The organism is Nonomuraea sediminis, assembly GCF_018531495.1.
In the GTDB taxonomy this organism is placed as follows: Bacteria; Actinomycetota; Actinomycetes; order Streptosporangiales; family Streptosporangiaceae; genus Nonomuraea; species Nonomuraea sediminis.
Genome location: NZ_JAHDTI010000002.1, coordinates 106,110 through 127,803, shown reverse-complemented (window position 1 = coordinate 127,803; position 21,694 = coordinate 106,110). Strand labels below are relative to the sequence as shown.

The 21,694-nt window shown below is 71.2% G+C and carries 24 protein-coding genes; 16 read left to right on the top strand and 8 right to left on the bottom strand.

The features are described from left to right. Window positions 1-8 precede the first annotated feature (8 nt). From KIK09_RS08720 to KIK09_RS08710, 3 genes are all read left to right on the top strand, one after another. Window positions 9-431 (top strand): tautomerase family protein, encoded by a 423-nt coding sequence (locus tag KIK09_RS08720; RefSeq protein ID WP_214318212.1) that lies wholly within the window; start codon window positions 9-11, stop codon window positions 429-431. A gap of 121 nt (window positions 432-552) precedes the next feature. Continuing rightward, window positions 553-1,953 carry a PI-PLC domain-containing protein gene (locus KIK09_RS08715; RefSeq protein WP_250572866.1) on the top strand — a complete coding sequence of 467 codons (1,401 nt, stop codon included), beginning with the start codon at window positions 553-555 and terminating at the stop codon, window positions 1,951-1,953. Between the two features lie 324 nt (window positions 1,954-2,277). After that, window positions 2,278-3,525: a serine/threonine-protein kinase gene (locus KIK09_RS08710; RefSeq protein ID WP_308163986.1), complete on the top strand. Its 1,248-nt coding sequence runs from the start codon at window positions 2,278-2,280 to the stop codon at window positions 3,523-3,525. 17 nt (window positions 3,526-3,542) lie between these two features. Here KIK09_RS08710 and KIK09_RS08705 read toward each other — a convergent pair whose 3' ends face one another. Both KIK09_RS08705 and KIK09_RS08700 read right to left on the bottom strand, forming a co-directional pair. Beyond that, window positions 3,543-4,052 carry an RDD family protein gene (locus KIK09_RS08705; RefSeq protein ID WP_214318210.1) on the bottom strand — a complete coding sequence of 170 codons (510 nt, stop codon included), beginning with the start codon at window positions 4,050-4,052 and terminating at the stop codon, window positions 3,543-3,545. A gap of 82 nt (window positions 4,053-4,134) precedes the next feature. Then, window positions 4,135-5,121, bottom strand: a complete 987-nt coding sequence (locus tag KIK09_RS08700) for an NAD(P)-dependent alcohol dehydrogenase (protein WP_214319569.1) — start codon at window positions 5,119-5,121, stop codon at window positions 4,135-4,137. A gap of 143 nt (window positions 5,122-5,264) precedes the next feature. Between KIK09_RS08700 and KIK09_RS08695 the strand changes: the two genes are divergently transcribed. Further along, on the top strand, window positions 5,265-5,930 hold the full coding sequence (locus tag KIK09_RS08695) for a DUF2306 domain-containing protein (RefSeq protein WP_214318209.1): 666 nt from the start codon (window positions 5,265-5,267) through the stop codon (window positions 5,928-5,930). Here the strand turns inward: KIK09_RS08695 and KIK09_RS08690 are convergent. Beyond that, a complete protein-coding gene (locus tag KIK09_RS08690; protein ID WP_214318208.1) occupies window positions 5,927-6,577 on the bottom strand; it encodes a response regulator in 651 nt (216 codons plus the stop codon). The two genes, KIK09_RS08695 and KIK09_RS08690, sit on opposite strands and share 4 nt — an antisense overlap. Beyond that, window positions 6,574-7,713, bottom strand: a complete 1,140-nt coding sequence (locus KIK09_RS08685) for a sensor histidine kinase (protein ID WP_308163985.1) — start codon at window positions 7,711-7,713, stop codon at window positions 6,574-6,576. Before KIK09_RS08685 ends, KIK09_RS08690 begins: the two co-directional genes overlap by 4 nt. Before the next feature lie 128 nt (window positions 7,714-7,841). On the opposite strand from KIK09_RS08685, the gene KIK09_RS08680 reads away from it, so the two are divergent. After that, entirely contained in the window at window positions 7,842-9,011 is a 1,170-nt protein-coding gene (locus tag KIK09_RS08680) for an MFS transporter (protein ID WP_214318206.1), read from the top strand. Here the strand turns inward: KIK09_RS08680 and KIK09_RS08675 are convergent. The 4 genes from KIK09_RS08675 to KIK09_RS08660 all read right to left on the bottom strand — a co-directional run bounded on the left by KIK09_RS08675 (window position 8,995) and on the right by KIK09_RS08660 (window position 11,774). Continuing rightward, window positions 8,995-10,107 carry a TolB-like translocation protein gene (locus KIK09_RS08675; RefSeq protein ID WP_214318205.1) on the bottom strand — a complete coding sequence of 371 codons (1,113 nt, stop codon included), beginning with the start codon at window positions 10,105-10,107 and terminating at the stop codon, window positions 8,995-8,997. The genes KIK09_RS08680 and KIK09_RS08675 overlap by 17 nt on opposite strands. Beyond that, the gene (locus KIK09_RS08670) at window positions 10,104-10,613 is read right to left on the bottom strand and encodes a SigE family RNA polymerase sigma factor (RefSeq protein WP_308163984.1); all 510 of its coding nucleotides are present in this window, start codon (window positions 10,611-10,613) and stop codon (window positions 10,104-10,106) included. The genes KIK09_RS08675 and KIK09_RS08670 overlap by 4 nt, the downstream gene beginning before the upstream one ends. A gap of 137 nt (window positions 10,614-10,750) precedes the next feature. Next, complete coding sequence (locus KIK09_RS08665) at window positions 10,751-11,266, bottom strand: RICIN domain-containing protein (RefSeq protein WP_214318204.1); 516 nt, start codon at window positions 11,264-11,266, stop codon at window positions 10,751-10,753. 88 nt (window positions 11,267-11,354) lie between these two features. Beyond that, entirely contained in the window at window positions 11,355-11,774 is a 420-nt protein-coding gene (locus tag KIK09_RS08660) for an NUDIX hydrolase (protein ID WP_214318203.1), read from the bottom strand. A 194-nt stretch (window positions 11,775-11,968) separates the two neighbouring features. Between KIK09_RS08660 and KIK09_RS08655 the strand changes: the two genes are divergently transcribed. The 11 genes from KIK09_RS08655 (at window position 11,969) to selA (ending at window position 21,628) form a co-directional block, all read left to right on the top strand. Next, window positions 11,969-12,601, top strand: a complete 633-nt coding sequence (locus KIK09_RS08655) for an RNA polymerase sigma factor (protein WP_214318202.1) — start codon at window positions 11,969-11,971, stop codon at window positions 12,599-12,601. Window positions 12,602-12,671: 70 nt separating this feature from the next. Then, on the top strand, window positions 12,672-12,914 hold the full coding sequence (locus KIK09_RS08650) for an anti-sigma factor family protein (RefSeq protein WP_214318201.1): 243 nt from the start codon (window positions 12,672-12,674) through the stop codon (window positions 12,912-12,914). 89 nt (window positions 12,915-13,003) lie between these two features. Further along, window positions 13,004-14,209, top strand: coding sequence for an ergothioneine biosynthesis glutamate--cysteine ligase EgtA (egtA, locus tag KIK09_RS08645; RefSeq protein WP_214318200.1), 1,206 nt, complete (start codon window positions 13,004-13,006; stop codon window positions 14,207-14,209). After that, window positions 14,206-15,498: an ergothioneine biosynthesis protein EgtB gene (egtB, locus tag KIK09_RS08640; RefSeq protein ID WP_214318199.1), complete on the top strand. Its 1,293-nt coding sequence runs from the start codon at window positions 14,206-14,208 to the stop codon at window positions 15,496-15,498. Before egtA ends, egtB begins: the two co-directional genes overlap by 4 nt. Window position 15,499: 1 nt before the next feature. Continuing rightward, entirely contained in the window at window positions 15,500-16,219 is a 720-nt protein-coding gene (gene egtC, locus KIK09_RS08635) for an ergothioneine biosynthesis protein EgtC (protein ID WP_214318198.1), read from the top strand. A 19-nt stretch (window positions 16,220-16,238) separates the two neighbouring features. Beyond that, window positions 16,239-17,219, top strand: coding sequence for an L-histidine N(alpha)-methyltransferase (gene egtD, locus KIK09_RS08630; protein ID WP_214318197.1), 981 nt, complete (start codon window positions 16,239-16,241; stop codon window positions 17,217-17,219). Continuing rightward, window positions 17,216-18,340, top strand: a complete 1,125-nt coding sequence (gene egtE / locus KIK09_RS08625) for an ergothioneine biosynthesis PLP-dependent enzyme EgtE (RefSeq protein ID WP_214318196.1) — start codon at window positions 17,216-17,218, stop codon at window positions 18,338-18,340. Before egtD ends, egtE begins: the two co-directional genes overlap by 4 nt. A 181-nt stretch (window positions 18,341-18,521) precedes the next feature. Then, a complete protein-coding gene (locus tag KIK09_RS08620) occupies window positions 18,522-19,619 on the top strand; it encodes a hypothetical protein (RefSeq protein ID WP_214318195.1) in 1,098 nt (365 codons plus the stop codon). A gap of 157 nt (window positions 19,620-19,776) precedes the next feature. Continuing rightward, the gene (locus tag KIK09_RS08615) at window positions 19,777-20,079 is read left to right on the top strand and encodes a hypothetical protein (RefSeq protein WP_214318194.1); all 303 of its coding nucleotides are present in this window, start codon (window positions 19,777-19,779) and stop codon (window positions 20,077-20,079) included. A gap of 41 nt (window positions 20,080-20,120) precedes the next feature. Next, window positions 20,121-20,300 (top strand): hypothetical protein, encoded by a 180-nt coding sequence (locus tag KIK09_RS08610; protein ID WP_214318193.1) that lies wholly within the window; start codon window positions 20,121-20,123, stop codon window positions 20,298-20,300. A 71-nt stretch (window positions 20,301-20,371) separates the two neighbouring features. Next, entirely contained in the window at window positions 20,372-21,628 is a 1,257-nt protein-coding gene (gene selA, locus KIK09_RS08605; protein ID WP_214318192.1) for an L-seryl-tRNA(Sec) selenium transferase, read from the top strand. Window positions 21,629-21,694 lie beyond the last annotated feature (66 nt).

The window sequence follows — 21,694 nt, the reverse complement described above, 5'->3', positions numbered from 1 at the left end:
ATGACACCATGCCGCTCTGGCACATCTACCACCCCGTCGGGGCCTACTCCGACCAGGACAAGCAAGACTTCGCACGCGACATCACCAAGATCTACACCAACATCGGGCTGCCGGACTTCTACGTCGTCGCCCTCTTCCACGAGATCTCCGAGTCCTCGTTCTTCATCGGCGGGGAGCCGACGGGGAACACCGTGCGCGTCGTTGTCGAGCACATCGCCCGCCACACCCAGGACCCGCACCTGCGAAGGCGCATGACCGAGAAACTGAACGCCGTCATGCTGCCCTACACGCGGGACCGCGGCCTGCACTGGGAGTTCCACATAGACGAGACCCCGCAGGACCTGTGGATGATCGCCGGTCTGTGGCCTCCCGCTTCCGGCAGCGAGACCGAGCAGACCTGGGCGCGGGAGAACGAGCCCACGCCCTACTGACCGTGGTGTTCACTCGAATTCACATAATTGGTCTGACGGGGTTGGCCGACGGCACGTGATCGTATTGTCTGGAGTTTTCCCCGACGTGAGGATCAAGTGGATGCCTCGTTCAAGGACCATCATGTCCGTGCTCGCCGTCGCCGCCTCCGCGCTGCTGATCAGCGGAACCGCTGAGGCGTCGGCGGACCCGCCGTTACCCTCGGCGATCTTCCGCGCCACGCACAACAGCTACTCGGGAAACGCCAGCGGCGCCAAGAACTCGATCGCCTACCAGCTCGACCACGGCATTCGTTTCATCGAACTCGACATACACGACAACGGTTACGCCACCGCCCACGACTACTCCATCGGCCACGACGAGCCCGGCGACCAGGTCGACCACAACGGGAACCCCGCGTCGAACCACCTGCGCGACTGGCTCGACGTGATCAACACCTGGTCCGCGCAGCACCCCGCCGCCGCACCGATCGTCGTCGCGCTCGACGTCAAGGACGACCTGACCGACAACCTCTCCTACGCCGCGGGCAACCTGGCCGCGCTCAACGATGAGCTCACCTCGGTCTTCGGCGCGCGGCTGTTCTGGGCCAGGGACTACCCGGCGGACCCGCCGACGGTGGGCGCGCTGCGCGGCCGGGTACTGCCCGTGATCTCCGGCGACGGCAAGACCCGCACCCTGTACAAGCGTGACATCGGCTACAACCCGGCCGTCGCGGTCAACGGCCGCGGCCAGGTCGTCGAGGTGCACGACTCGGGCGCCGGCTACCTGTGGTACTGGACCGGCACCTACGGCGCCGACGGTCGCGTGACCTGGCTGCGCCACGGCAGGTACGACACCGGCGTGACGCCTGCCGTCGCGCTGAACGACAACGGCGACCTGGTCGAGGTCCACCAGTCCCAGAACGCGACCACGCTCTGGTACCACGTCGGCCACCTCGGCGCCGACGGCGAGATCACCTGGTCGCCCAGCCACCAGTACGACAACGGCGTCCTGCCGACGGTCACGTTCACCGACGCGGCGGGCACCCGGTTACGCGAGATCCACCGCAGCCAGAGCAACAGCCAGAACTGGGACTGGGACGGCGTGCTCGACGCGGGCGCGATGACGGTCTCGTGGAGCGGCAACGCCAGGACCTCCGACGCCCGCTACGACAAGACCACGTCGACGAGCGGCACCTCGCGCGTGCACGTGTGGAACGGCGCCGACGGCCAGACCCCGGTGCAGACCCTGCGGCTGGACACCGACAGGGTCAACGCCGACCGCATCCGCTACCAGCAGACCGCCTTCGACGAGTTCCAGCAGGGCGACAGCGCCGAACTCAAGCAGGGTGCGCTGTTCTACGCGGCGCCCTCCACCGAGTCCTCCTTCATCACCGCGGCACGGCAGGCGGGACGGCTCGTACGCGGCTGGGACTTCGATTCGGAGGACGACGCGACCGACCCGTCGGCCAACTATCCGGCGACCAACCACCCCTACGACACCTGGTACCAGGACCTGCTCACCCGCCTGGGCGCCGTCGAGTAACCAGACTGCGCCGCCCGTGCACTTCACGGGCGGCTCAGGCTGACGTGCGCAGCAGCCGGGCGTCGCCGGGTTCCAAGGAGAAGGTGGAGGAGCACGGCTGGTAGAAGCGGGTGGCGGGGTCGAAGGCCGCGAGGGAGTCGACGCCCAGGGTGACCTCGGTAGGGGAGGAGTGGCTCGCCCCTGCAGGTGCCGGCGCTCGGGCGTATCACCCGGCTGAACTGAGCGCTCCCGACCGCAGATGAGGGCGGCGCCGGGGCCGCCCTCGTCTGTGATCTTTCTGGTAGCTTTCTGCACAAATTGTCAATAAGGCTCGGGGGTCCCTGCGTGAGCCAGCCGTTGGAGGAGGACGACCCGCGACGGCTCGGGTCCTACGAGATCGTCGGACGGCTGGGCGAGGGCGGTCAGGGAGTCGTCTACCTGGGGCGCACGGCCGAGGGCGAGCAGGTCGCGATCAAGCTGCTGCACCAGGGGCTGCTGACCGATCCCGACGCGCGTGCCAGGTTCCTGCGCGAGGTGGCGATCGCGCAGCGGGTGGCCAGGTTCTCCACCGCGCCGGTCCTGCACGCCGACCTGGAGGGGCGCCGGCCGTACATCGTCAGCGAGTACGTGCCGGGCCCGTCGCTGCGGGCGCTGGTGACGGCCGAGGGGCCGCGGCGCGGCGCCGCGCTCGAACGGCTGGCGGTGGCCACCGCGACCGCGCTCGCGGCCATCCACCGCGCCGGGATCCTGCACCGCGACTTCAAGCCGGGCAACATCCTGATGGGGCAGGAAGGCCCGGTGGTGATCGATTTCGGCATCGCGCGCGCCCTGGACGCGCCCGGCGTCACCTCGACCAGCACGCCCATGGGGACACCTGCCTACCTGGCGCCTGAGCAGCTCCGCGGGGTGGAGTTGACGCCGGCGGCCGACGTGTTCGCCTGGGGCGTGACCATGGTGTTCGCCGCCTGCGGCCGGCCGGCCTTCGGCGCCGACTCCACCCCGGCGGTGATCAGCCGGATCCTCAACACCCAGCCGGAGATCTCCGGGCTGGAGGGCAGGCTGCGCGACCTGGTCACCGCCAGCCTGGCCAAGGACCCGGCCAAACGCCCCAGCGCCGAGGGGCTGGTCCGGGCACTGACCGCGCCGCCGTCGCCGCCTCGGCGGCGCCGTACCGCACTGCTGACGGCGGGCAGCGCGCTGCTGGCCGCGGCCGCCATCGCGGTGGCGTTCATCCTGTACGGCAGGCCGGTCGAATCCACCCCCGCGCTGCGGCAACCCGAAGCCTCCGCGGCCTCGTCCGCCCTGCCCACCCCGTCCACGGCCGGCGTGGTGACGGACCGGACGGCCGCCGCCACCCCCGGCCGGCCCTCCCACCGCGGCACGACGACCCCGACCGCCAAGCCGACCAGGACCAGGAGTCACCAGATCACGGTGAACACCACCGTGCCCACCCGCAGCTCCGCGCCCGAGCCGTCCAGGCAGCCCACCCAGGAACCCACCAAGGAGCCCAGCTCGCAGCCCGCCCAGTCGTACTGGTGGCTACAGCAGACTCCGATGGAGAATCCGTTCACCTGCGCCCCGCAGATGTGCTGAGGAGGAGACGAGGCGCCTTACGCCGGGCGCTCGAGTACGCGAGTGCCCGCTACCAGGTCGTGCAGGGCTGCCCGGTCGCGGCGGAGCATCGCGAGGGCGACGGTGACGCCGACCAGCGCGTAGCACAGCACCAGCGCGGGCACCGCGATCACCGAATCGCCGCGCACCGTCCAGAAGCGCAGGACGGCCAGATGGGCGAGCTCCCACGGCAGCAGCTTCACGGCGTTGCGAACCATGATCCGGCCCAGTCCCGGCCTGCCCCCGGCGGCGGTCACGACCAGCCCCGCGCGGCGCTTCCCCCAACTGGCCTGGGCCGTGCCGGCCTCGCTCGCCACCAGATACACCCACACGGGCAGCACGGTGAGCCCGGTGATCACCAGGTCGGCCACGACCAGGGACCCGCCGGTCGGCGGCCTGAACCCCAGGAGGTAGGCCACGGCCATCAGCACCAGCCACCCCATGATCAGCAGGTAGTCCCATCCCAGGGCGGCTAAGCGGCGCGCCCGGGGGGCCGGTTCACCCGTCATCCTCACAACCTCCTGGCCCGCCACCGACTGGCGAAAATGGTACAGAAGGTCCACCTAGCCATCTTTCAGCAGGTGCTTGCGATCAGATCGTGATGACGACCTTCCCCGCCGCGTGTCCCTCCTCCTGGTATCTGATGGCCTCCGGGATCTCCTCGAAGGGGTAGCTCCGGTCGATGACCGGGGTGACCTTTCCGTCCTCGATGAGCTCGGTCAGCGCCAGCAGGTTCTGCCTGTTCCGCGTGCAACGGACCACGTCGGCCATGACCACGCGCTGCGACACGAACAGCGACATCGCGAGCTTCCCGGAGATCCGGCCGACGGGCTGCAGCCACCGGCTGCCCGGCCCGCCGACGATGACGTGCGTGCCCTTGGAGGTCAGCGCCCGGCGGCAGGCGGATCCCGGGCGGCTTCCCGCGATGTCCACCAGGAGGTCGTGGCGCCGGCCGTACCGGGTGAAGTCCTGTTTGGTGTAGTCGATGACCTCGTCCGCGCCGATCGATCGGACCAGGTCCACGTTCCGGGGGCCGCAGACGCCGGTGACCTCCGCGCCGAGCGCCTTGGCGATCTGCACGGCGAACGTCCCGACGCCCCCCGAGGCCCCGTTGACCAGCACCCCCTGGCCCGGCCTGAGGCGTCCCTGGTCGCGCAGGGCGATCAGGGCGGTGTTGGCCGCCAGCGGCACCGCCGCCGCCTGCTCGAACGACAGGTTCCCCGGTTTGGGCGCCAGCTCGCTCTCCGGGACGCACACGTACTCGGCGAAGCCGCCCTGTTTGGACATGGCGAACACCTCGTCGCCGGGGCGGAACCTCGTCACGTTCCCGCCGACCGCCTCGACCTGTCCCGCCACGTCGGCGCCCAGGATGGCGATCTTCGGTCTGCGGAGCCCGGGACCGCCGCTCATCAGGCGCGCGACGTACGGCTCCCCTCGCATGAGGTGCCAGTCGTAGGGCTGGACGGAGGTGGCGCGCACCCGGATCAGCACCTCGCCCTCGCGGGGCACGGGCTTGTCGATCTCGGTGAGGTCCAGTGCCTCGGGCGAGCCGTACGAACGCAGCACGAACGCCTTCATCTCAGTCACAGTGAGTCAGCGTAGAAGGCCCGCGCGGCAGGCTCATCAGCCGAAAGTACGCCCGATTGCCGGACGATCGGCGGGCTCAGGTCCGGCCGTTCTCCCGATGAGCGGGCAGCGCCTCAGCCGTCACGATCGGGGTCATGAGCGAGGAGAGCTTGGTTGCACGCCCACCGGTGTCGCGGTCGCGGCGAGGCAGCAGGGCGGGGTGGCTGGTGCCCGCCGGGCTGCTCCTGCTGGACGTCGTTCCCATGGTGGCCGGTGCCATCCGCCTGGGCGAGCTGACCGGCGGCGCGGCGATCACGCCGGAGAACGCGCGGTTCTTCGCCGCGCCGCTGCCCGTGGTGTTGCACATCATCAGCGTCGCCCTGTTCGGCGTGCTGGGGGCCTTCCAGTTCGCCGCCGGGTTCCGCCGCCGGAGGCCGGGCTGGCACCGCCTCGCCGGGCGGCTGCTCGTTCCCTGCGGACTCCTCGCCGGGGTGACGGGGCTGTGGATGACGCTGTTCTATCCCCGCCCCGAGAGGGTCGGCGATCTCCTCACCGCGTTCCGGCTGCTGTTCGGCACGGCCATGATCCTTTCCATCGTGCTCGGCTTCGCCGCGATCCGCCGGCGGGACATCGCCAGGCATCGAGCCTGGATGACGCGTGGTTACGCGATCGGTCTGGGCGCGGGGACGCAGGCGCTGGTCCAGGTGCCCTGGTTCGTGATCTTCGGGACGCCGGGCGAGGTTCCCACGGCACTGCTCATGGCCGCCGGCTGGCTGATCAACCTGGCCGTGGCCGAATGGGTCATCCGCAGGGCGTCCTAGACGCGGTTGGTCTCGTAGGCCCACATGGCGATCTCGACGCGGTTCCTGGCGCCGAGCTTGGCCATCAGGCTGGCGATGTGGGACTTGACGGTGCTCAGCGAGATGTGCAGATCGTCGGCGATCTCGCTGTTGGTGCGCCCGCGTGCCACGGTGGCCAGGATCTGTTCCTCCCTGTACGTCAGCGCCTCGACGGGATGCGCCGGCGGTGAGGCGGGCCCGGTGCGGGCGAAGGTGTCGAGCAGCCGCGCGGTGATGCTCGGCGCGATCAGCGCGTCGCCGTCGGCGGCGGCGTGGACGGCCTGGGAGAGCAGCTCGGCGCCGGCGTTCTTGAGCAGGAAACCCCGGGCCCCTGCCCGCAGCGCGGCGTAGATGTACTCGTCGAGGTCGAACGTGGTGATGACGACCACGGCGAGAGGGTCGTCGACGCCCGGACCGGCCAGGGTACGGGTGGCCTCGATGCCGTCCAGGCCCGGCATGCGGATGTCGAACAGGCACACGTCGGGGCGCAGCCGCCGCGCGAGCTCGACGGCCCGCCGCCCGTCGGCGGCCGAGCCGATGACCTCGATGTCCGGCTGGGCGTCGAGGATCATCGCGAGCCCGGTGCGGACGATCTCCTGATCGTCGGCGACGATCACCCGGATGGTCATGTCGCCGCCCCCGCGCGTGGCAGCACGGCGGTGACCGTCCAGCCCCGATCGGGGTTGGGGCCGGCCACGCAGGTGCCGCCGAGCAGGCCGGCGCGTTCGATCATGCCGATGAGGCCGTAGCCCGGTGACCCGGTCTGGCGCATGAGGCTGCTGTCTCCGTCGTCGCTCACCGACAGGTGCACCGAGGTGTCGTCGGCGGCGACGCGGACCTCGATCCGGGTGGCGCGACGCGCGTGCCGCCGGGCGTTGGTGACCGACTCCTGGGCCAGGCGGTAGATCGCGGCCCCGACCGATGGCGGCAGGTCGTCGAGATCGCCCGAGAGCTCCACGTCGACGGCCGGGCCGGACGTGCCTCGGCCGGCGAGCTGTTCGAGATCCCTGATGTGCCGGCCCGGCGCCAGGTCGGCCGGTTCGTTGTGGCGCAGGACGCGGACCATGGCGCGCATCTCGTCGAGGGCGCGCGCCGCCTCGGCCTCGATCACGCGCAGCGCCTCGATCGCGGCGTCCGGCCGCTTCGCCGACGTGGCGATTCCCGCCTGCGCGCGGATCGCCATCGCCGAGACGTGGTGCGCGACCGTGTCGTGCAGGTCGCGGGCCAGCTGTTCGCGTTCGAGCAGCTTGACCTGGTCGAGCTCGCGCATCCGTGCCCTGGCCCGATACCGGAACGCCACGCCCAGGGCGATGGCCGAGAACATGACGGCGCACGCCGCGATCGCGTCGGCCAGGACGATGCGGCCGGAGAGGATCGCGAGGCAGATCGAGGTCAGCATGATCGCCAACCCGATGACGGCCTCGCGCCCGGACCCCCACCGGAACAGCGCGTACACCAGGAGCAGCAGATACACCAGCGTGTACGTCTCCGCGGAGTGGCCGCCCGTCAGCAGCGGGGCCAGGTTCGTGGCGCCGAAGGCGATCGCGAGCATCAGCAGCGGTCTGCTCCGCCGCCACAGCAGCGTGGGCACCAGCCCGACGGTGAGCAGGACGGAGACGGCCCGCCACGGAAGATCCGGCCGCAGCGCTCCTTCGAGCACCGCGATCGGCACCAGTGACGCGACCAGCACCCAGTCCCGCCACACCCGCAGCGGAGGGTCCGGGGGACGTTCCTCGTTCCATACGGAGCGAATGGGGCCGTGCACCCCACCAGGGTAGAAGAGCCCGCGCTCTGCCCAAAGCCCCGAGCGGTGTGACTGTTGAAAAGCACTTGACTGGTTACACCGTAGAGCTCTAGCGTACGTGCCCGGCATGGTTACGGAGGTCGGGGTTGATGCGGGTTCTCGAGCGGGCGGAGCGGTTGCCCTCCAGCGTGCGCCTGCTCATCGTGGCGCGGGCGGTCAACAGGCTCGGGGCGTTCTCGCTGTCGTTCCTGACCGTGCTGATCTCGGCCGAGTTCGGCGTCAGCCCGGCCACGGCCGGGCTGGTCTCGGCCGCCTTCGGGCTGGCCACGATCCCGTCCCGGCTCTTCGGCGGCCATCTGGCGGATCGCCTGGGGCGCCGCCGTACCATCGTGCTCGGTCTTGCCGGCTGTACGGCGGCGCAGCTCGGCATCGCGGGCGCGGGGTCACTGCCCGTGCTGGCCGCGTTCGCGGTCCTGCTCGGGCTGGCCTTCGAGCTGTATGAGCCGCCGAGCCAGGCGATCATCGCCGACGCGGTGGGCGCCGCCGATCGCGCCCGCGCCTACGGCCTGCTCAACGCCGCGCTGGCGGCGGCGGGCATGGGGGCGGGGCTCATCGCCGCCGCCGTCGGGCGGTGGGATCTGCGCTGGCTGTTCGTCGTGGACGCGGCGACCTGCCTGATCTGCGCGATCGTGGTGGCCCTGGTCCTGCCGGCGGACCGCCCGGCCGCCCGTCGACAGGAGGGGAAGAGCGCGAGCGCCTGGCGGGACCCCATGCTGATCGCCATGCTCGGGTGCGGCACGCTGTTCGCGCTCGTCTACATGACGATCATGATGATGCTCCCGCTGTCGCTGGTGCAGCGCGGCCTGGACGCGGCGGACGCGGGCATCCTGTTCACCGTCTCGGCCGTCGTCACCGTCTGCGGCCAGCCCCTGCTGCGCGTGCGCGGGATGTCCGGAGCCGTGGCCCTGACCCTGGGGCCCGTGCTCATGGCGGCGGGTCTGACCGGGTACGCCCTGGCCCACTCGTTCGCGGGGCTGGTGGCCGCCACCGTGGTGCTGGGTGTCGGCGACGTGCTGATCATGGGGCGGATGTTCGCGATCGTCGCGGGGCTCGCGCCCGAGGAGGCCAGGGGCCGCTACCTGGCCGTCTACGGCACGAGCTGGGGGATCGCCACGGTCGTGGCCCCGCTCGTCGGCACCCGCCTCCTCGAGGGCGCGGGTGCCGAAGGGCTGTGGGGCTCGGCGGCGGCCGCCTGTCTCGTGCTGGCTGTGGTCCTGCGCTTCATCCGTGACGGCGAGCGCCCTACCAGGAGTAGCTGACGCCCGGCAGGGCCAGGGCGGCCTGGCGACGGGTGGGGTAGCCGGCCCATCGTCGCGAACGGCCGGTGGTGACGTCGACCACGTAACCGTAACGGTGACGTGCGGTGCTGAGGACGACGGTGACCTCGGTCCCGCTGAGCCAGGTCGTGACGCCCTCGAGCGAGCCGCCCTTCGGCAGGCCGCGCAGAGGCAGCTTGCGCAGGGTCCGCCCGGTCCCGGTGTCGAGCAGGGTGAGCATGCGCTTGCGCAGCTCGGAGAACTCGACGGCGGCGACCGTACGGCCGTCCGGTGAGAGGTCGCTGAACATGATGAACGTGCCGTCGAAACGCACCGGCCGGCCCCCGCCGGCGACCGGCATGAACCACAGGTCGGTCTTGCGATAACGGACCAGTTGGACGACGCCGTTCTTGACGCTGATCACCTCGTACTTTCCGGAGATCGACACCTTCCTGCCGGTGCGCGTGTCGATCAGCAGGGCCGGCTCCTTGCTCCCCTCCTGCGGGTCGAAGACCACGTACCGGCCGTCGTCGGACAGGGCGAGCATGGAGCCGAAGCCGATCCCGTCCTCCTCCATCGTGACGGGGGAGGTCACCACCGCGCCGCTCTCCAGGTCACGCACCACGTGCGCGTGAGCGTCCGGGCTGTAGTAGGCGAGCATGCGCCCGTCCCGGCTGATCGCGACGGGCACCTTCCCGTTCGCGCGGGTCCTGGCGAGCGCGCCGGGCACCCTGTACGTCGTGCCGGTCCCGGTCACCACCCGCCACTCCGTGTCGGCGCAGTCGACTGTTCGCGTCTTCCGATCGACCTCGCACGGCGTCTGGTACGCGTGGCTGATCGTCCCCACCCTGCCGTCAGGCAGATTCGGCACCTTCTTGGTGTGGTGCGGCGCGGCCGTGTGATCGGTCCTGGGCCAGGCGGCCACCGCGCCCGCCGTGGTCGCCACCAGCGCCACGACCATCGCGGTCGCGCCCACCACCAGCCTGGTGCGCCGGCGGCGCCGGTGGCCCGCGATGGCCGCGTCGGCCAGGCTCTGTCCCGCGCCCACCAGCGGGGCCTCCTCCGCGATGCCCGTCAGCGCCCTGCGCAGCCTCGTCATCGGGCCAGCTCCTTGATGTGCAGGTCCAGCAGTTGGGGGGCGAGCGCGCGCAGGCGGGCCAGCGCGCGATGGGTCTGGCTCTTGACGTTGCCCAACGAGCAGCCGAGCACGTCGGCCGTCTGCGCCTCGGTGAGGTCTTCGAAGAAGCGCAGCACGATGACAGCCCGCTGCTTGCGCGGCAGCCTGGCCAGCGCCTGGCGCAGCATCAGCCGGTCCAGCGTGGCCTCGTCATGCGAGGCGCCGAGCTCGGGCGGGCTGTGGCTGGGTAACTCGGGCCGGGGGCGGCGCTTCCACGAGATGTACTCGTTGATCATCGCCTTGCGGGTGTACGCCTCGGGGTTGCCGCCCCTGGCCAGCTTGGGCCAGTGTCCGACCACCCTGGACAGGACGCTCTGGAGCAGGTCCTCGGCGAGGTGGGCGTCTCCCGTGAGCAGGTACGCGGTCCGCATCAGGGCCTGCTGGCGGGCCAGCACGAACTCACGGAAACCGTCGTGATCATCCAACATGCGCTCCTCTCGCCCCTTCCCAACGCGACCCGTGAGGCGAAAGGTTGCATGCTCCTCTCCGACCTGGCCACCGGCACCGCCGCCGGTCAGGCGGGGAAGACGCCGGTTCGTCGCCTTCCCCGCCGGCTGGGGAAGGGTCAGACCGCCGCCCAGAGCTGGGCCTTGTTGTTCAGCCCAGGAGAGCAGGGGAAGATCTTGACGAACGTGTCGAAGGTGTCCAGACAGCTGCCGGACGCCAGGACCGAGCGGATCTGGTTGAACCCGGAGCCCTTGACGAACGGCACCCCGCCCAGAGTGAACCATTTGACGCCGGGGTTGGAGTCGGCGCAGTCCCGCTCGATCACCTGCGCGCCGAAGTCCGCCGTGTCGACCGCGACGCACAGCAGGGTCAGGGGATTGCGCAGCACGAAGGTGTCACCCGCGATCGGGATGATGTCCCACCGCTGCTCGTTGACGTCGTGGCAGGTGAAGCGCTGGAGCCTGGCACCAGGAACGAAGATGTTGTCCTGCGTCCGGATGTCGAGGCACTTGTTCTGCTCGGCCTCCTTGATGTGGACAGGGGCGGCCGCGTGGGCGGCTCCGGGGACGAGCCAGACGGCCGCCGCGATGACCATCGCGCCCAGCGTGGACGCGATTCTGACGAGAAGTCTCATGCCGGTCTCTCCTGATCGATGGACTGACCCCCTACGAGTCCGGCGTTCCAAACCCGTTCCATCAGGAGGCGTTCAGCGCCGCGCGGATCTAGTGCGACGCGCGGGACTGCAGGAGATCGGCCAGGAAGTACAGCAGGGCGGCCGAGGTGGTGGCCGAGGTGATCGACTGCTCGTCCATCAGCTGCTGGACGCGCAGCAGCGGCAGCCATTCGGCCCGCTCGCTCTCGTCGGCGGCGGGCTCGGCGTCAGAGGAGGCCTGGTGGGCGAGGAAGATCAGGTGGTCGCAGTCGGCGACGTCCTCGGCGGGGCGGATCCTGATCAACGGCAGCAGCGACCCGGGCCGCCAGCCTGTCTGTTCCTCCAGGTGACGGGCGGCGGCCGCCTCGGGTTCCTCGTCCTGGCGGATCTCGCCGAGCGGGATCTCCCAGCCCCACGTGTCGGTGACCAGGTGGTGCCGCCACCGGAGCAGGACGCGCCCGCCCTGGAAGACCACCACTCCCGCGCGCATGGGATGCTCCTCACCGATTTGCCGGGACTTGCTCTCCGAGAACGAGCATACGCAATGCGGTCCCACCCGCCGGGGAAGAACGTCAGTGGGGAGGATTAGCCTGGGTGTGTCCCCCCGCCGGGGGCGACGCCGGGTCTCGGCTCGGCCCCGGATGGCATGGATGTCCCGGCGTTCGATCGGGGGAGGAAGCGATCGTGGGGTCTTTCGCGGGCGGCGGGTTGCCCTCGGATGACGTCGTCGTCACGGCCCTGCGCGCGCGCGACGAGGCGATGTTCGCGGCCCTGCTCGACACCTGGTCAGGAGGCATGCTGCGGGTGGCCAGGTCCCATGTGTCCACCGACCACTCCGCGGAGGAGGTCGTCCAGGACACGTGGCTCGCGGTGATCGGCGGGATCGACCGCTTCGAGGGCCGTTCCTCCGTGAAAACGTGGGTTTACCGGATCCTGGTCAACACCGCGAAGAAACGTGGCGTTCGGGAGAGCAGGACGCTTCCGTGGAGCGCCTTCGAGCGTGACGACGGCACGGACGGCGACTTCGACGCCCTGCCGTCCGCCTGCTGGAAGGAGATCCCGGCTGTATGGCCGACGCCCGAGGGCGAGGCGCTGGCCTCGGAGGTGCGTGGGCTGATCGCCGAGGCGTTGACCAGGCTTCCCCCTCGGCAGCGCATCGTGATCATCCTGCGCGACGTGGAGGGGTGCAGCTCCGATGAGGTCTGCGAGATCCTGGAGATCTCTCCGGCCAACCAGCGGGTCCTGTTGCACCGTGCCCGGATGTTCGTCCGCGATTGGCTGGCTGATTACTTCGAATCTGTGAAGCAGCCAGAATAGCTACCGGTCCGCTGTAGGGGCCACAATAGGTTAAACGGTTCATCTCGAGGCGATAAGAGGCGGTCACGTCGTGAAGCGGTTCACATGCGACGAACTGGTGGAAGTCATCACCGCCTACCTTGACGACGCCGTCGACCAGCCCGCTCGCGAGGGCGTGCGGGCGCACCTGGCCGCGTGCGAGGGCTGCGAGCGCTACTTCGAGCAGTTCCGCATGACCATCGGCTTCGTCGGCTCTCCGCCCCCGGAGAAGCTGCCCGCCGACGTGCGCGACCGGCTCATGTCCGCCTTCCGCGCGCAGCGGCAGCCCGGATAACCCCTGCGCGAAGCGGCCGCGAAAGTCCGCGTGTAACGCTCGCGCGGCTCGCGGGTCTGTAGACCCATGAGCCACGCGAAGGGCAGAGGATGATCGGCCTGACCGCAGAGGGCACACCGCTGCGGGGCGTCTCGGAAGTGGCGGACTTCGCGCGCCGCTGCTTCCTGCCCGTCGCCGCTGACCGGGTGGGTGTCGAGCTGGAGTTCCTGGTTTTCGACAGCGCTGCGGCGACCAGTCACGTCCCGCTGGCCAGGGTCGAGCGGGCACTGCCCGCGCTGCCGGGCGGCAGCCGGGTGACGTTCGAGCCGGGTGGCCAGCTCGAACTGTCCAGCCCGGCAGGCCCGCTGCCCGATGCGCTGGCCCGCCTGAGTGCTGACATGAGCGCTGTGCGCGCCGCCCTGCGCAAGGCAGGGCTGACGCTGGCCGGGGTGGGTCTCGATCCGGTACGGCCGGCCCACCGCCAACTCCGCGAGCCCCGCTACGAGGCGATGGCCGAGTTCCTCGGCGTGCCGTACGGGGCGTTGATGATGTGCTCGACCGCGTCGATCCAGGTCAACCTGGACCTGGGCGAGCGGCCTGAGATCCGCTGGGAGCGGGCACACGCGCTGGGCCCGGTGCTGCTCGCGGCGTTCGCCAACTCGCCGCTGAGCGGCGGTCGGCCGTGCGGCTGGATGTCGGGCCGCCAGGCCGTCTGGGATCACCTCGACCGTACGAGGACCGCGGCCGTGCCCGCCTCCGGCGATCCGGCCGCGGACTGGGCCGAATACCTGCTTGATGCCCGGCTCATGCTGGTGCGCGAGGACGAGGAGCGCTACCGCCCGGTCCACGACGGCTCGACCTTCCGCGACTGGTTGAACGGCGGCGGCGAGCGCCGGCCCACCGCCGCGGACCTGGCGTATCACGCCACCACCCTCTTCCCCCCTGTGCGACCACGGGGCTGGCTCGAGATCCGCTACCTCGACGCGCAACACCCGGCTGCCTGGCCGGTGTGCGTGGCCGTGACCCACGCTCTCATCTCCGACGACCGGGCCGCCGAGGCCGCCATGGCGGCGGCGGAGCCGTACCGGGAGCTGTGGCGGGTCGCGGCGCGGTGCGGGCTGGCCGACCCCCGGCTGGGCCGGGTCGCGGAGACGTGCTTCCGTGCCGCGCTCGAGGCGCTGCCTCGCCTCGGTGCGGGCCCCGGCCTGGTCGGCGAGGTGGCCGCGTTCGCCGACCGCTACGTGGCGACCGGCCGATCCCCGGCGGCCGACCTGCTGGATATCCCGAACTGGCCGAACGACGAGGGATGGGAATGACCGACATCAAGGAACGGATCGCCGCCGAGCTCATCGCGGTGCGCGACCGCTCGCTGACCTACACGGACGCCGAAGACGACCTGCTGATCCGCCAGCACTCGCCGCTGATGTCGCCGCTGGTGTGGGACCTGGCGCACGTGGGCAACTACGAGGAGCTCTGGGTGCTGCGCGAGGCCGGGGGCATCGACCCGCTCCGCCCCGAGATCGACGACATCTACGACGCGTTCAAGACGCCGCGCAAGGACCGCCCGAGCCTGCCCTTCCTGGGCCCGGCCGAGGCCCGCCGCTACATCGAGGGCGTGCGCGGGCGGGTGCTCGACTTCCTGGACGCGATCGACCTGGAAGGCCCCGCCCCGCTGCACCGCGACGGCTTCGTGTTCGGCCTGGTGATCCAGCACGAGCACCAGCACGACGAGACCATGCTCGCCACGCTGCAACTGTCCGGGCTGCCCGGCCTGGTGCGCGACGGCGACCTGCCGCGGGGCCGCAGCGAGGGCCCCGAGGAGGTGCTGGTGCCCGCGGGGCGCTTCCTGATGGGCACCGACACCCTGCCGTGGGCCTACGACAACGAACGGCCCGCGCACCACGTGGACCTGCCCGCCTACTGGATCGATCGGCTCCCCGTCGGCAACCGCGCCTACGCGGCGTTCATCGAGGCCGGCGGCTACGACGACCCGCGCTGGTGGTCGCCTGAGGGCTGGCAGTGGAGGCAGGGGAGCAGAGCCTCCGCCCCCCTGTTCTGGGTCAGGGAGGGCGACGCCTGGTGGCGCACCCGCTTCGGCCGCACCGAGCCCGTCCCGATGGACGAGCCGGTCCAGCACGTGTGCTGGTACGAGGCGGACGCCTACGCCCGCTGGGCGGGCAAACGGCTGCCCACCGAGGCCGAGTGGGAGAAGGCCTGCGGCTGGGACGCCCGCGACGAGCGGGCGCGCCGGTACCCCTGGGGTGATGAGGCCCCCACCGCCGACCGGGCGAACCTCGGCCACCGCGCCGCCCACCCCGCGCCGCTGGGCGCCTACCCCGCCGGGGCGAGCCCGTACGGGGCCGAGCAGATGGTGGGAGACGTGTGGGAGTGGACCTCGTCCTGGTTCCAGCCCTACCCGGGTTTCCGCAGCTTCCCTTACAAGGAGTACAGCGAGGTGTTCTTCGGCCACGAATACCGGGTGCTGCGCGGCGGCTCCTGGGCGGCCGACCCGGCGGCGGTGCGGACCACGTTCAGGAACTGGGACTACCCGATCCGGAGGCAGATCTTCACCGGCTTCCGCTGCGCCCGTACGGCCCAGGTCTGACATGTGCAGGCACGCGGCCTGGCTCGGCGCCACCCACCCGATCACCCGGCTCATCCATGAGCCCGAGTACGGCCTGCTCAGGCAGTCGTACGCGCCCCGGCGCCAGCGTGCCGGCCTGGTCAACGCCGACGGCTACGGCATGGGCTGGTACGACCCGGGACGCGCCGAGCCGGTGCGGTACCGCCGTGCCGTACCCATCTGGACCGACGCCAACCTGCCGGCGCTCGCGCGGATCGCCCGCTCGACCTGCCTGCTGGCGGCCGTCCGCTCGGCCACCGTGGGCATGCCGATCGAGGAGAGCGCCACGGCGCCGTTCACCGACGGGAGGTGGTTGCTCAGCCACAACGGGCGCGTCGCCAGGGACGCGCTGCGAGATCTCGCCGACGATCTGCCCGATCGCGCGGAGAGCGCGTGCGACGCCGCCTGGGTCGCCGCCGCCGTGTTCCTGCGCGGGCGTGCCGGGCTCGGGCTGGGGGAGGCGCTGACCGAGGTCGTCGTCCGGGCCGGGGAGAAGGACCCCGGCGCCCGCCTGAACCTGCTCGCCTGCGACGGCGCGTCGATCGCCGCGACCGTCTGGGGCGACACGCTCTTCTACCACCGACTCCACGACGGCGTGCTCGTGGCCAGCGAGCCACTCGACGACCTGCCCGGCTGGCGGGCCGTACCCGAGCACAGCCTGCTGACCGTCACTCACGACGACGTCCGCGTCCAGCCGTTGTGATCTCACCCCAGGAGGCACCGTGCCCGTCAGCCTGTCGACCGTACATGTGATCAACCATCTTGACCGCGACTATCTGCGCCAGGCGCTTGAACACGACGTCAGGGTCGGGCTGACGGCATCGCCCAAGTGGTTGCCGCCCAAGTGGTTCTACGACGCCGCGGGCAGCGAGCTGTTCTCCCGCATCACCCGCCTGCCCGAGTACTACCCGACCCGGCGCGAGCTGGCCATCCTGCGGGCGCGGGCCGCGGACCTGGCGGCGGAGAGCGGCGCGGACACCCTGGTCGAGCTGGGCTCGGGCACCAGCGAGAAGACGGTGCTGCTGCTCGACGCGCTCGCCTCGGCGGGCACGTTGCGCGCCTACACGCCGGTGGACGTGGACGCGGTCACCCTCTCTGCGGCGGCGCAGCGGCTGGCCAGGCGGTTTCCCGGGCTTGCCGTACGGGCGGTGTGCGCGGACTTCGAGCGGCACCTCGCGCTGCTGCCGCGCGCCGGGCGGCGGATGGTGGCTTTCCTCGGCGGCACGATCGGGAACCTCGACCCCGTCGCCCGCGAGGTGTTCCTGAAGGAGCTGCGGGCCACGCTCCGGCCGGGTGACACCTTCCTGCTCGGCGCCGACCTGGTGAAGGACGTCGAGCGGTTGGTGGCGGCCTACGACGACTCGGCCGGGGTGACGGCGGCCTTCAACAGGAACGTGCTGCGGGTGATCAACCGGGAGCTGGACGCGGACTTCGAGCCGGAGGCGTTCGAGCACGTGGCGCTGTACGACGGGCGCCAGGACTGGATCGAGATGCGGCTGCGGGCGAGCAGGGACATGCGGGTCCGGATCGGAGGGCTCGACCTGGCCGTCGACTTCGCCGAGGGCGAGGAGATGCGTACCGAGATCAGCGCCAAGTTCAGGCCGGAGAAGCTGCGGGAGGAGCTCGTCGCCGCGGGGTTCAAGGTGCGCCGCCGCTACACCGACCCCACGGGAGACTTCACCCTGGTCCTGGCCGAGGTGTGAGCGACGTCGGCCAGGCGTGGCGGGCCGCGCGGAGCGTCGCGCCGCCGGGGCATCTCGACGCCGCCGGCTGCAACGTGCCCAGCGACCGGGTGCTCGACGCGGTCGTGGCGCACCTGCGGCTGGAACGTGAGCGCGGCGGCTATGCGGCCGTCCCCGACCTCACAGTCGCGAGGTCGGCGCTGGCCGCGCTGGTCGGCGCAGGCCCGGCGGACGTGGCGTTCCTGGAGAGCGGGACCGCGGCGATGGCCGCGCTGCTGGGCGGGTGGCGGTTCCCGCCGGGCAGCCGCGTCGGCTACGCGCGCACCGAGTACGGCAGCACACTGATGCTGCTGCGCCGCCTGGGCTGGAACCTGGTCGAACTCCCTGTGGACGGCGACGCCCGCCTCGACCTGGACGGGCTGCGCGCCGGGCTGGCGGCCGGGCTGGATCTGGTGATCGTCTCCCACCTCGGCTCCCACCGCGGCGTCGTCCAACCGGCGGCGGAGATCGGGACGCTGTGCCGTACGGCCGGCGTCCCGTTCGTGCTGGACGTCTGCCAGTCGCTCGGGCAAGTGGAGGTGCGCGGGGCGGGCGCGAGCGCGTACGTGGGGACCTCGCGCAAGTGGCTGGCCGGGCCGCGCGGCGCCGGCTTCCTGATCGTGCCCGGCCTCACGCCCGGCATGGACGCCGCGGCCCCCACCCTGGGCGGGCACGTCTGGAACGAACCCGGGCTGCCTGAGCCGGTGCCCGGCGCGGCTCGCTATGAGAGCTCCGAAGGGGCGATCGCGGCCCGGATCGGGCTCGGCGTGGCCGCGCTCGAACACCACGTGCTCGACCCGTCCGCCGTCCACGCGCACCTGGCAGACCTGGGCCGTACGGCGCGCGGCCTGCTCGACGGGGCCGGGGGCTGGCGCGTGGCCGAGCCGCTCGACGAGCCGTCCGCCCTCGTCACGCTGGAACCCCCGCCGGGCGACACGGCCGAGCACGCCGCAGCCCGCGCTGCCGCGGCGTCCCTGCTGGTCAACGTCGTGCCCACCGCCCGGGCGCCGCTGGACCTGCGCGAGCCTGTGCTCCGCGTCTCACCGCCGCCCGGCACCCCCGTGGAGACCCTGCAGGCCCTGGCCCGCGTGCTCGCCGACTAGCGAGAATTGGTACTGCGCCATTCCTCTTTGTCGCCCGAAACGGCTGTAGGTGGAATTAGAGTTCGCCCTTAACTCGGGGTGTTGCAAACTTCAACAAAAAGAATATTTGGGGCCTATTCAACAAGGAAAAATCGGGATATTACCGAGCTCGGCGACTTCCCCAGACGGACGGAGAGTGACAATGCGCCGACTCAGATCCCTGTGCCTGTACCTGTTATGCGTGACAGTCCTGCTCGCGGGATCCGGTTTCCTGGCGACGGGCACGGCGGCGGCAGCGGTGCCCAACCGCTGGGGCTTCGCCTACGTCAACATCCCTTCCGGCATTCCAGACCCCAGCCATCAGGCCGGAAGCTGGCCCGCGGGCTTCAACGTCACGGTCAGCCCCGGCGTGCCGGGCGAGACCTTCGTCCGCTTCCCGCAGATCGCCGGCCCGGGCGGCGTCGTGCACGTGACCGCGGTCATCGACGCCGCCGTCTGGTGCCAGGCGGGCAAGTGGTGGCCGTCAGGTCCGGACGAGATCGTCTCGGTCAAGTGCTACAAGTTCGGCGGCAGCCCGGCGGCCGTGCCGTTCTCGATCGTGTACAACGAGAGCACCGGCCTCCTGCCCGCTCCCCAGGGCTTCGGCTATGTGCACTACATGCCGGGATCGATCGTCACCCAGTTCAACTCGGCCGGAGGGATCAACACGGTCGTCCCCATCGCCGTCAACGCCTGGCGGGTCGTGCTTCCCGGCCTCGGCACGCCCGGCCCGGAGGGCGGCGTCCAGGTGACCGCGGCCGACCCGCAGCAGCCCGCCAGATGCAAGGTCAGGGCATGGCCCGCGGCACCCGTCGTCGCGGGCGCGCAGACGGTGGAAGTTGTCTGCCACGACGCGCTGAACGGCCCGCTCAAGACCGGTTGGAGCCTCACCTACCAGCGCCGGCGCGCGATTTACGGCGCGGCGATCCCGCCCAAGCTCTTCGCCTACACCTTCGACAACGTGCCTGCCAACCCCGGCCCGTACGCTCCCGTGCCTGCCGGGATCAACTTCAACAGCGTGGGCGCGGTGAACACCGTCCAGACCGCGGGCACGGGGTTGCGCCTGGTGACCTTCCCGAAGGTCGGCACCCTGCCTGACAACGTGCAGGTCACCGCGTACGGCCCGGGCCCCGAATACTGCAACCTGCTGACCGTGTGGACCACCTCGGCCAGCATGGCCTACGTCCGCGACGTCGCCTGCTACACGGCGGTGACCAGGCTCGACACGGCATCCCTGGTCACGTATGCCTCGTTCTGGTAGAGCCGGGTCAAGCGTTCGCGTTCCGTAAAGGGCAGCGTCACTCCCTGTATTCGACCGAGGTCGAGGGGAGGCGCAGAACGCGGCATGGAAGCTCCCGCCCGACTTCGGCAGAGCGCCGAAGTCGGGCCTCTACCTGTGGCATTGGACCTATTTCCTGATGCTGCTCGCCCATCTCGTCATCTTCGGCACCGCGGCCGGTCGCCATCGGGGCGTGGACGGCGTGCTGCGCGCGACGTGGTCGCGGGGCCGGCGGACGGTGGTCGTCGCGGTGCTGCTCGGCGTGCCGGCGATCGTCGCCTCGCGGCTCGGCAGGGACGTGCTGGCGGCGGTGGTGGGCGGCGAAAGCCCGCTATTTGCGGCAATTCATATATGGATCGAGCCTTACAGGATTATGACGCTGCCTGGATGGCGGGTGCTGGTATGCGATGCCAGGCTTTATCGTGAAAACGGATTCAGCTGATCCGGAGGTTACCTGGTATGCCGCAGACCAGGGAGTGCACCGTGCGGCCGCTTGAAGCCGCCCAGGCGCCCCTGCTCACCCGGCGCCATTTCGCGCAGGGAGATCCAGGTCCGCTGGTCTCGTCGCTGGCTCAGGTGCCCGAACTGCTGGAGATCGCGCTCCCGTTCATCGGCCCGCCCGCCCTGTCGCGGCGGACCAAGGTCATCGTCCGCATCCGTTGAGCGTGAGCCATCCGGTGTCCGGTCGGGCACCTTCGATTCCTGTGTGCCTCCGCTCGGCCGGGGTGGTGAGCATGGATCCTCGACGCCGTATCCCGCGCACCGACGTGCTGCTCGGCGATCCCCGCATCGCGCGGGCCGCCGCGGGGGCCAGCCGTACCCTCGTCAAGGCCGTCGTGACGGCCGCGCAGCAGCGGGCCCGCGACGGAGAGATCGCACCCGAGGACGTGGTGGCGGCCACGCTGTCGGCGCTCACCGGGTCAAGAAGGGTGATCAACGCGACCGGCGTGCTCGTGCACACCGATCTGGGCCGCGCGCCGCTCTGCGCCGCCGCCGTCGACGCGCTCGCGGGCGCCGCCGGATGCACCGACGTGGAGTTTGACCTGGTCACCGGGGAGCGCGCGCGGCGGGGGCGCGCGACGCTCGCCGTGCTGGCGGCAGCCGTACCGGACGCGGAAGAGGTGCACGTCGTCAACAACAACGCCGCCGCGCTGGTGCTGGCGGCGACCGCGCTGGCGGCGGGACGGGAGATCGTCGTCAGCCGGGGCGAGCTGGTGGAGATCGGCGACGGCTTCCGCCTGCCCGATCTGCTGGAGTCCACCGGCGCGCGGCTGCACGAGGTGGGCACCACGAATCGGACCACCGCCCGCGACTACGGCGACGCGATCGGCCCCGACACGGCTTTCATCCTGAAGGTGCACCCGTCCAACTTCAGGATCGAGGGCTTCACCGCGGCGGCCTCGGTGGCGGAGCTGAGCCGCCTGCCGGTGCCGGTCATCGCGGACATCGGGTCGGGGCTGCTCGAGCCCGAGCCGCTGCTGCCCGGCGAACCGGACGCGCGCAGCACGCTCAGGGCAGGCGCCGCCCTGGTCACCGCCAGCGGGGACAAGCTGCTCGGCGGCCCACAGGCCGGGCTGATCCTCGGCCGCGCTGACCTGGTCAACCTGCTGCGCGGGCACCCGTTGGCTCGGGCCCTGCGGGTCGACAAGCTCACGCTGGCGGCGCTCGGAGCCGCGTTGCGCGCGGATTCGCCGACGCGGGTGGCGCTGCGCCAGAGCGTGAATGAACTCCGGCTCCGGGCGCGGCGGCTGGCGGAAAGGCTCGGCTGCGCCGTGGTGGACTCCACCTCGGTGGTGGGCGGCGGGGGCGCGCCGGGTCGCGAGCTGCCCAGCGTGGCTCTGGAGCTGCCCGAACGGCTGGGGCCGCCGCTGCGACAGGGCGATCCCGCCGTCGTCGGCCGGGTCACCGGCGGGCGGCTCCTGCTCGACCTGCGTTCGGTCCCCGCCGACCAGGACGACGACCTCGCCGCGGCGGTGCTCGCATGCACGTGATCGCCACCGCGGGGCACGTCGACCACGGCAAGCGTCCGCGCTGGGCGTGTCGCCACACCCCTACTC

What these genes read in the sequence shown, in the direction of transcription:
- egtC (WP_214318198.1), top strand. Translation starts at nt 15,500, where the DNA reads ATGTGCAGGCACGCGGCCTGGCTCGGCGCCACCCACCCGATCACCCGG.
- egtA (WP_214318200.1), top strand. Translation starts at nt 13,004, where the DNA reads ATGATCGGCCTGACCGCAGAGGGCACACCGCTGCGGGGCGTCTCGGAA.
- KIK09_RS08700 (WP_214319569.1), bottom strand. Translation starts at nt 5,121, where the DNA reads ATGAAGGCGTTCGTGCTGCGTTCGTACGGCTCGCCCGAGGCACTGGAC.
- KIK09_RS08705 (WP_214318210.1), bottom strand. Translation starts at nt 4,052, where the DNA reads ATGACGGGTGAACCGGCCCCCCGGGCGCGCCGCTTAGCCGCCCTGGGA.
- KIK09_RS08695 (WP_214318209.1), top strand. Translation starts at nt 5,265, where the DNA reads ATGAGCGAGGAGAGCTTGGTTGCACGCCCACCGGTGTCGCGGTCGCGG.
- KIK09_RS08620 (WP_214318195.1), top strand. Translation starts at nt 18,522, where the DNA reads ATGCGCCGACTCAGATCCCTGTGCCTGTACCTGTTATGCGTGACAGTC.
- KIK09_RS08615 (WP_214318194.1), top strand. Translation starts at nt 19,777, where the DNA reads ATGCTGCTCGCCCATCTCGTCATCTTCGGCACCGCGGCCGGTCGCCAT.
- KIK09_RS08660 (WP_214318203.1), bottom strand. Translation starts at nt 11,774, where the DNA reads ATGCGCGCGGGAGTGGTGGTCTTCCAGGGCGGGCGCGTCCTGCTCCGG.
- selA (WP_214318192.1), top strand. Translation starts at nt 20,372, where the DNA reads ATGGATCCTCGACGCCGTATCCCGCGCACCGACGTGCTGCTCGGCGAT.
- egtB (WP_214318199.1), top strand. Translation starts at nt 14,206, where the DNA reads ATGACCGACATCAAGGAACGGATCGCCGCCGAGCTCATCGCGGTGCGC.
- KIK09_RS08690 (WP_214318208.1), bottom strand. Translation starts at nt 6,577, where the DNA reads ATGACCATCCGGGTGATCGTCGCCGACGATCAGGAGATCGTCCGCACC.
- KIK09_RS08715 (WP_250572866.1), top strand. Translation starts at nt 553, where the DNA reads ATGTCCGTGCTCGCCGTCGCCGCCTCCGCGCTGCTGATCAGCGGAACC.
- KIK09_RS08680 (WP_214318206.1), top strand. Translation starts at nt 7,842, where the DNA reads ATGCGGGTTCTCGAGCGGGCGGAGCGGTTGCCCTCCAGCGTGCGCCTG.
- KIK09_RS08675 (WP_214318205.1), bottom strand. Translation starts at nt 10,107, where the DNA reads ATGACGAGGCTGCGCAGGGCGCTGACGGGCATCGCGGAGGAGGCCCCG.
- KIK09_RS08670 (WP_308163984.1), bottom strand. Translation starts at nt 10,613, where the DNA reads ATGTTGGATGATCACGACGGTTTCCGTGAGTTCGTGCTGGCCCGCCAG.
- KIK09_RS08720 (WP_214318212.1), top strand. Translation starts at nt 9, where the DNA reads ATGCCGCTCTGGCACATCTACCACCCCGTCGGGGCCTACTCCGACCAG.
- KIK09_RS08665 (WP_214318204.1), bottom strand. Translation starts at nt 11,266, where the DNA reads ATGAGACTTCTCGTCAGAATCGCGTCCACGCTGGGCGCGATGGTCATC.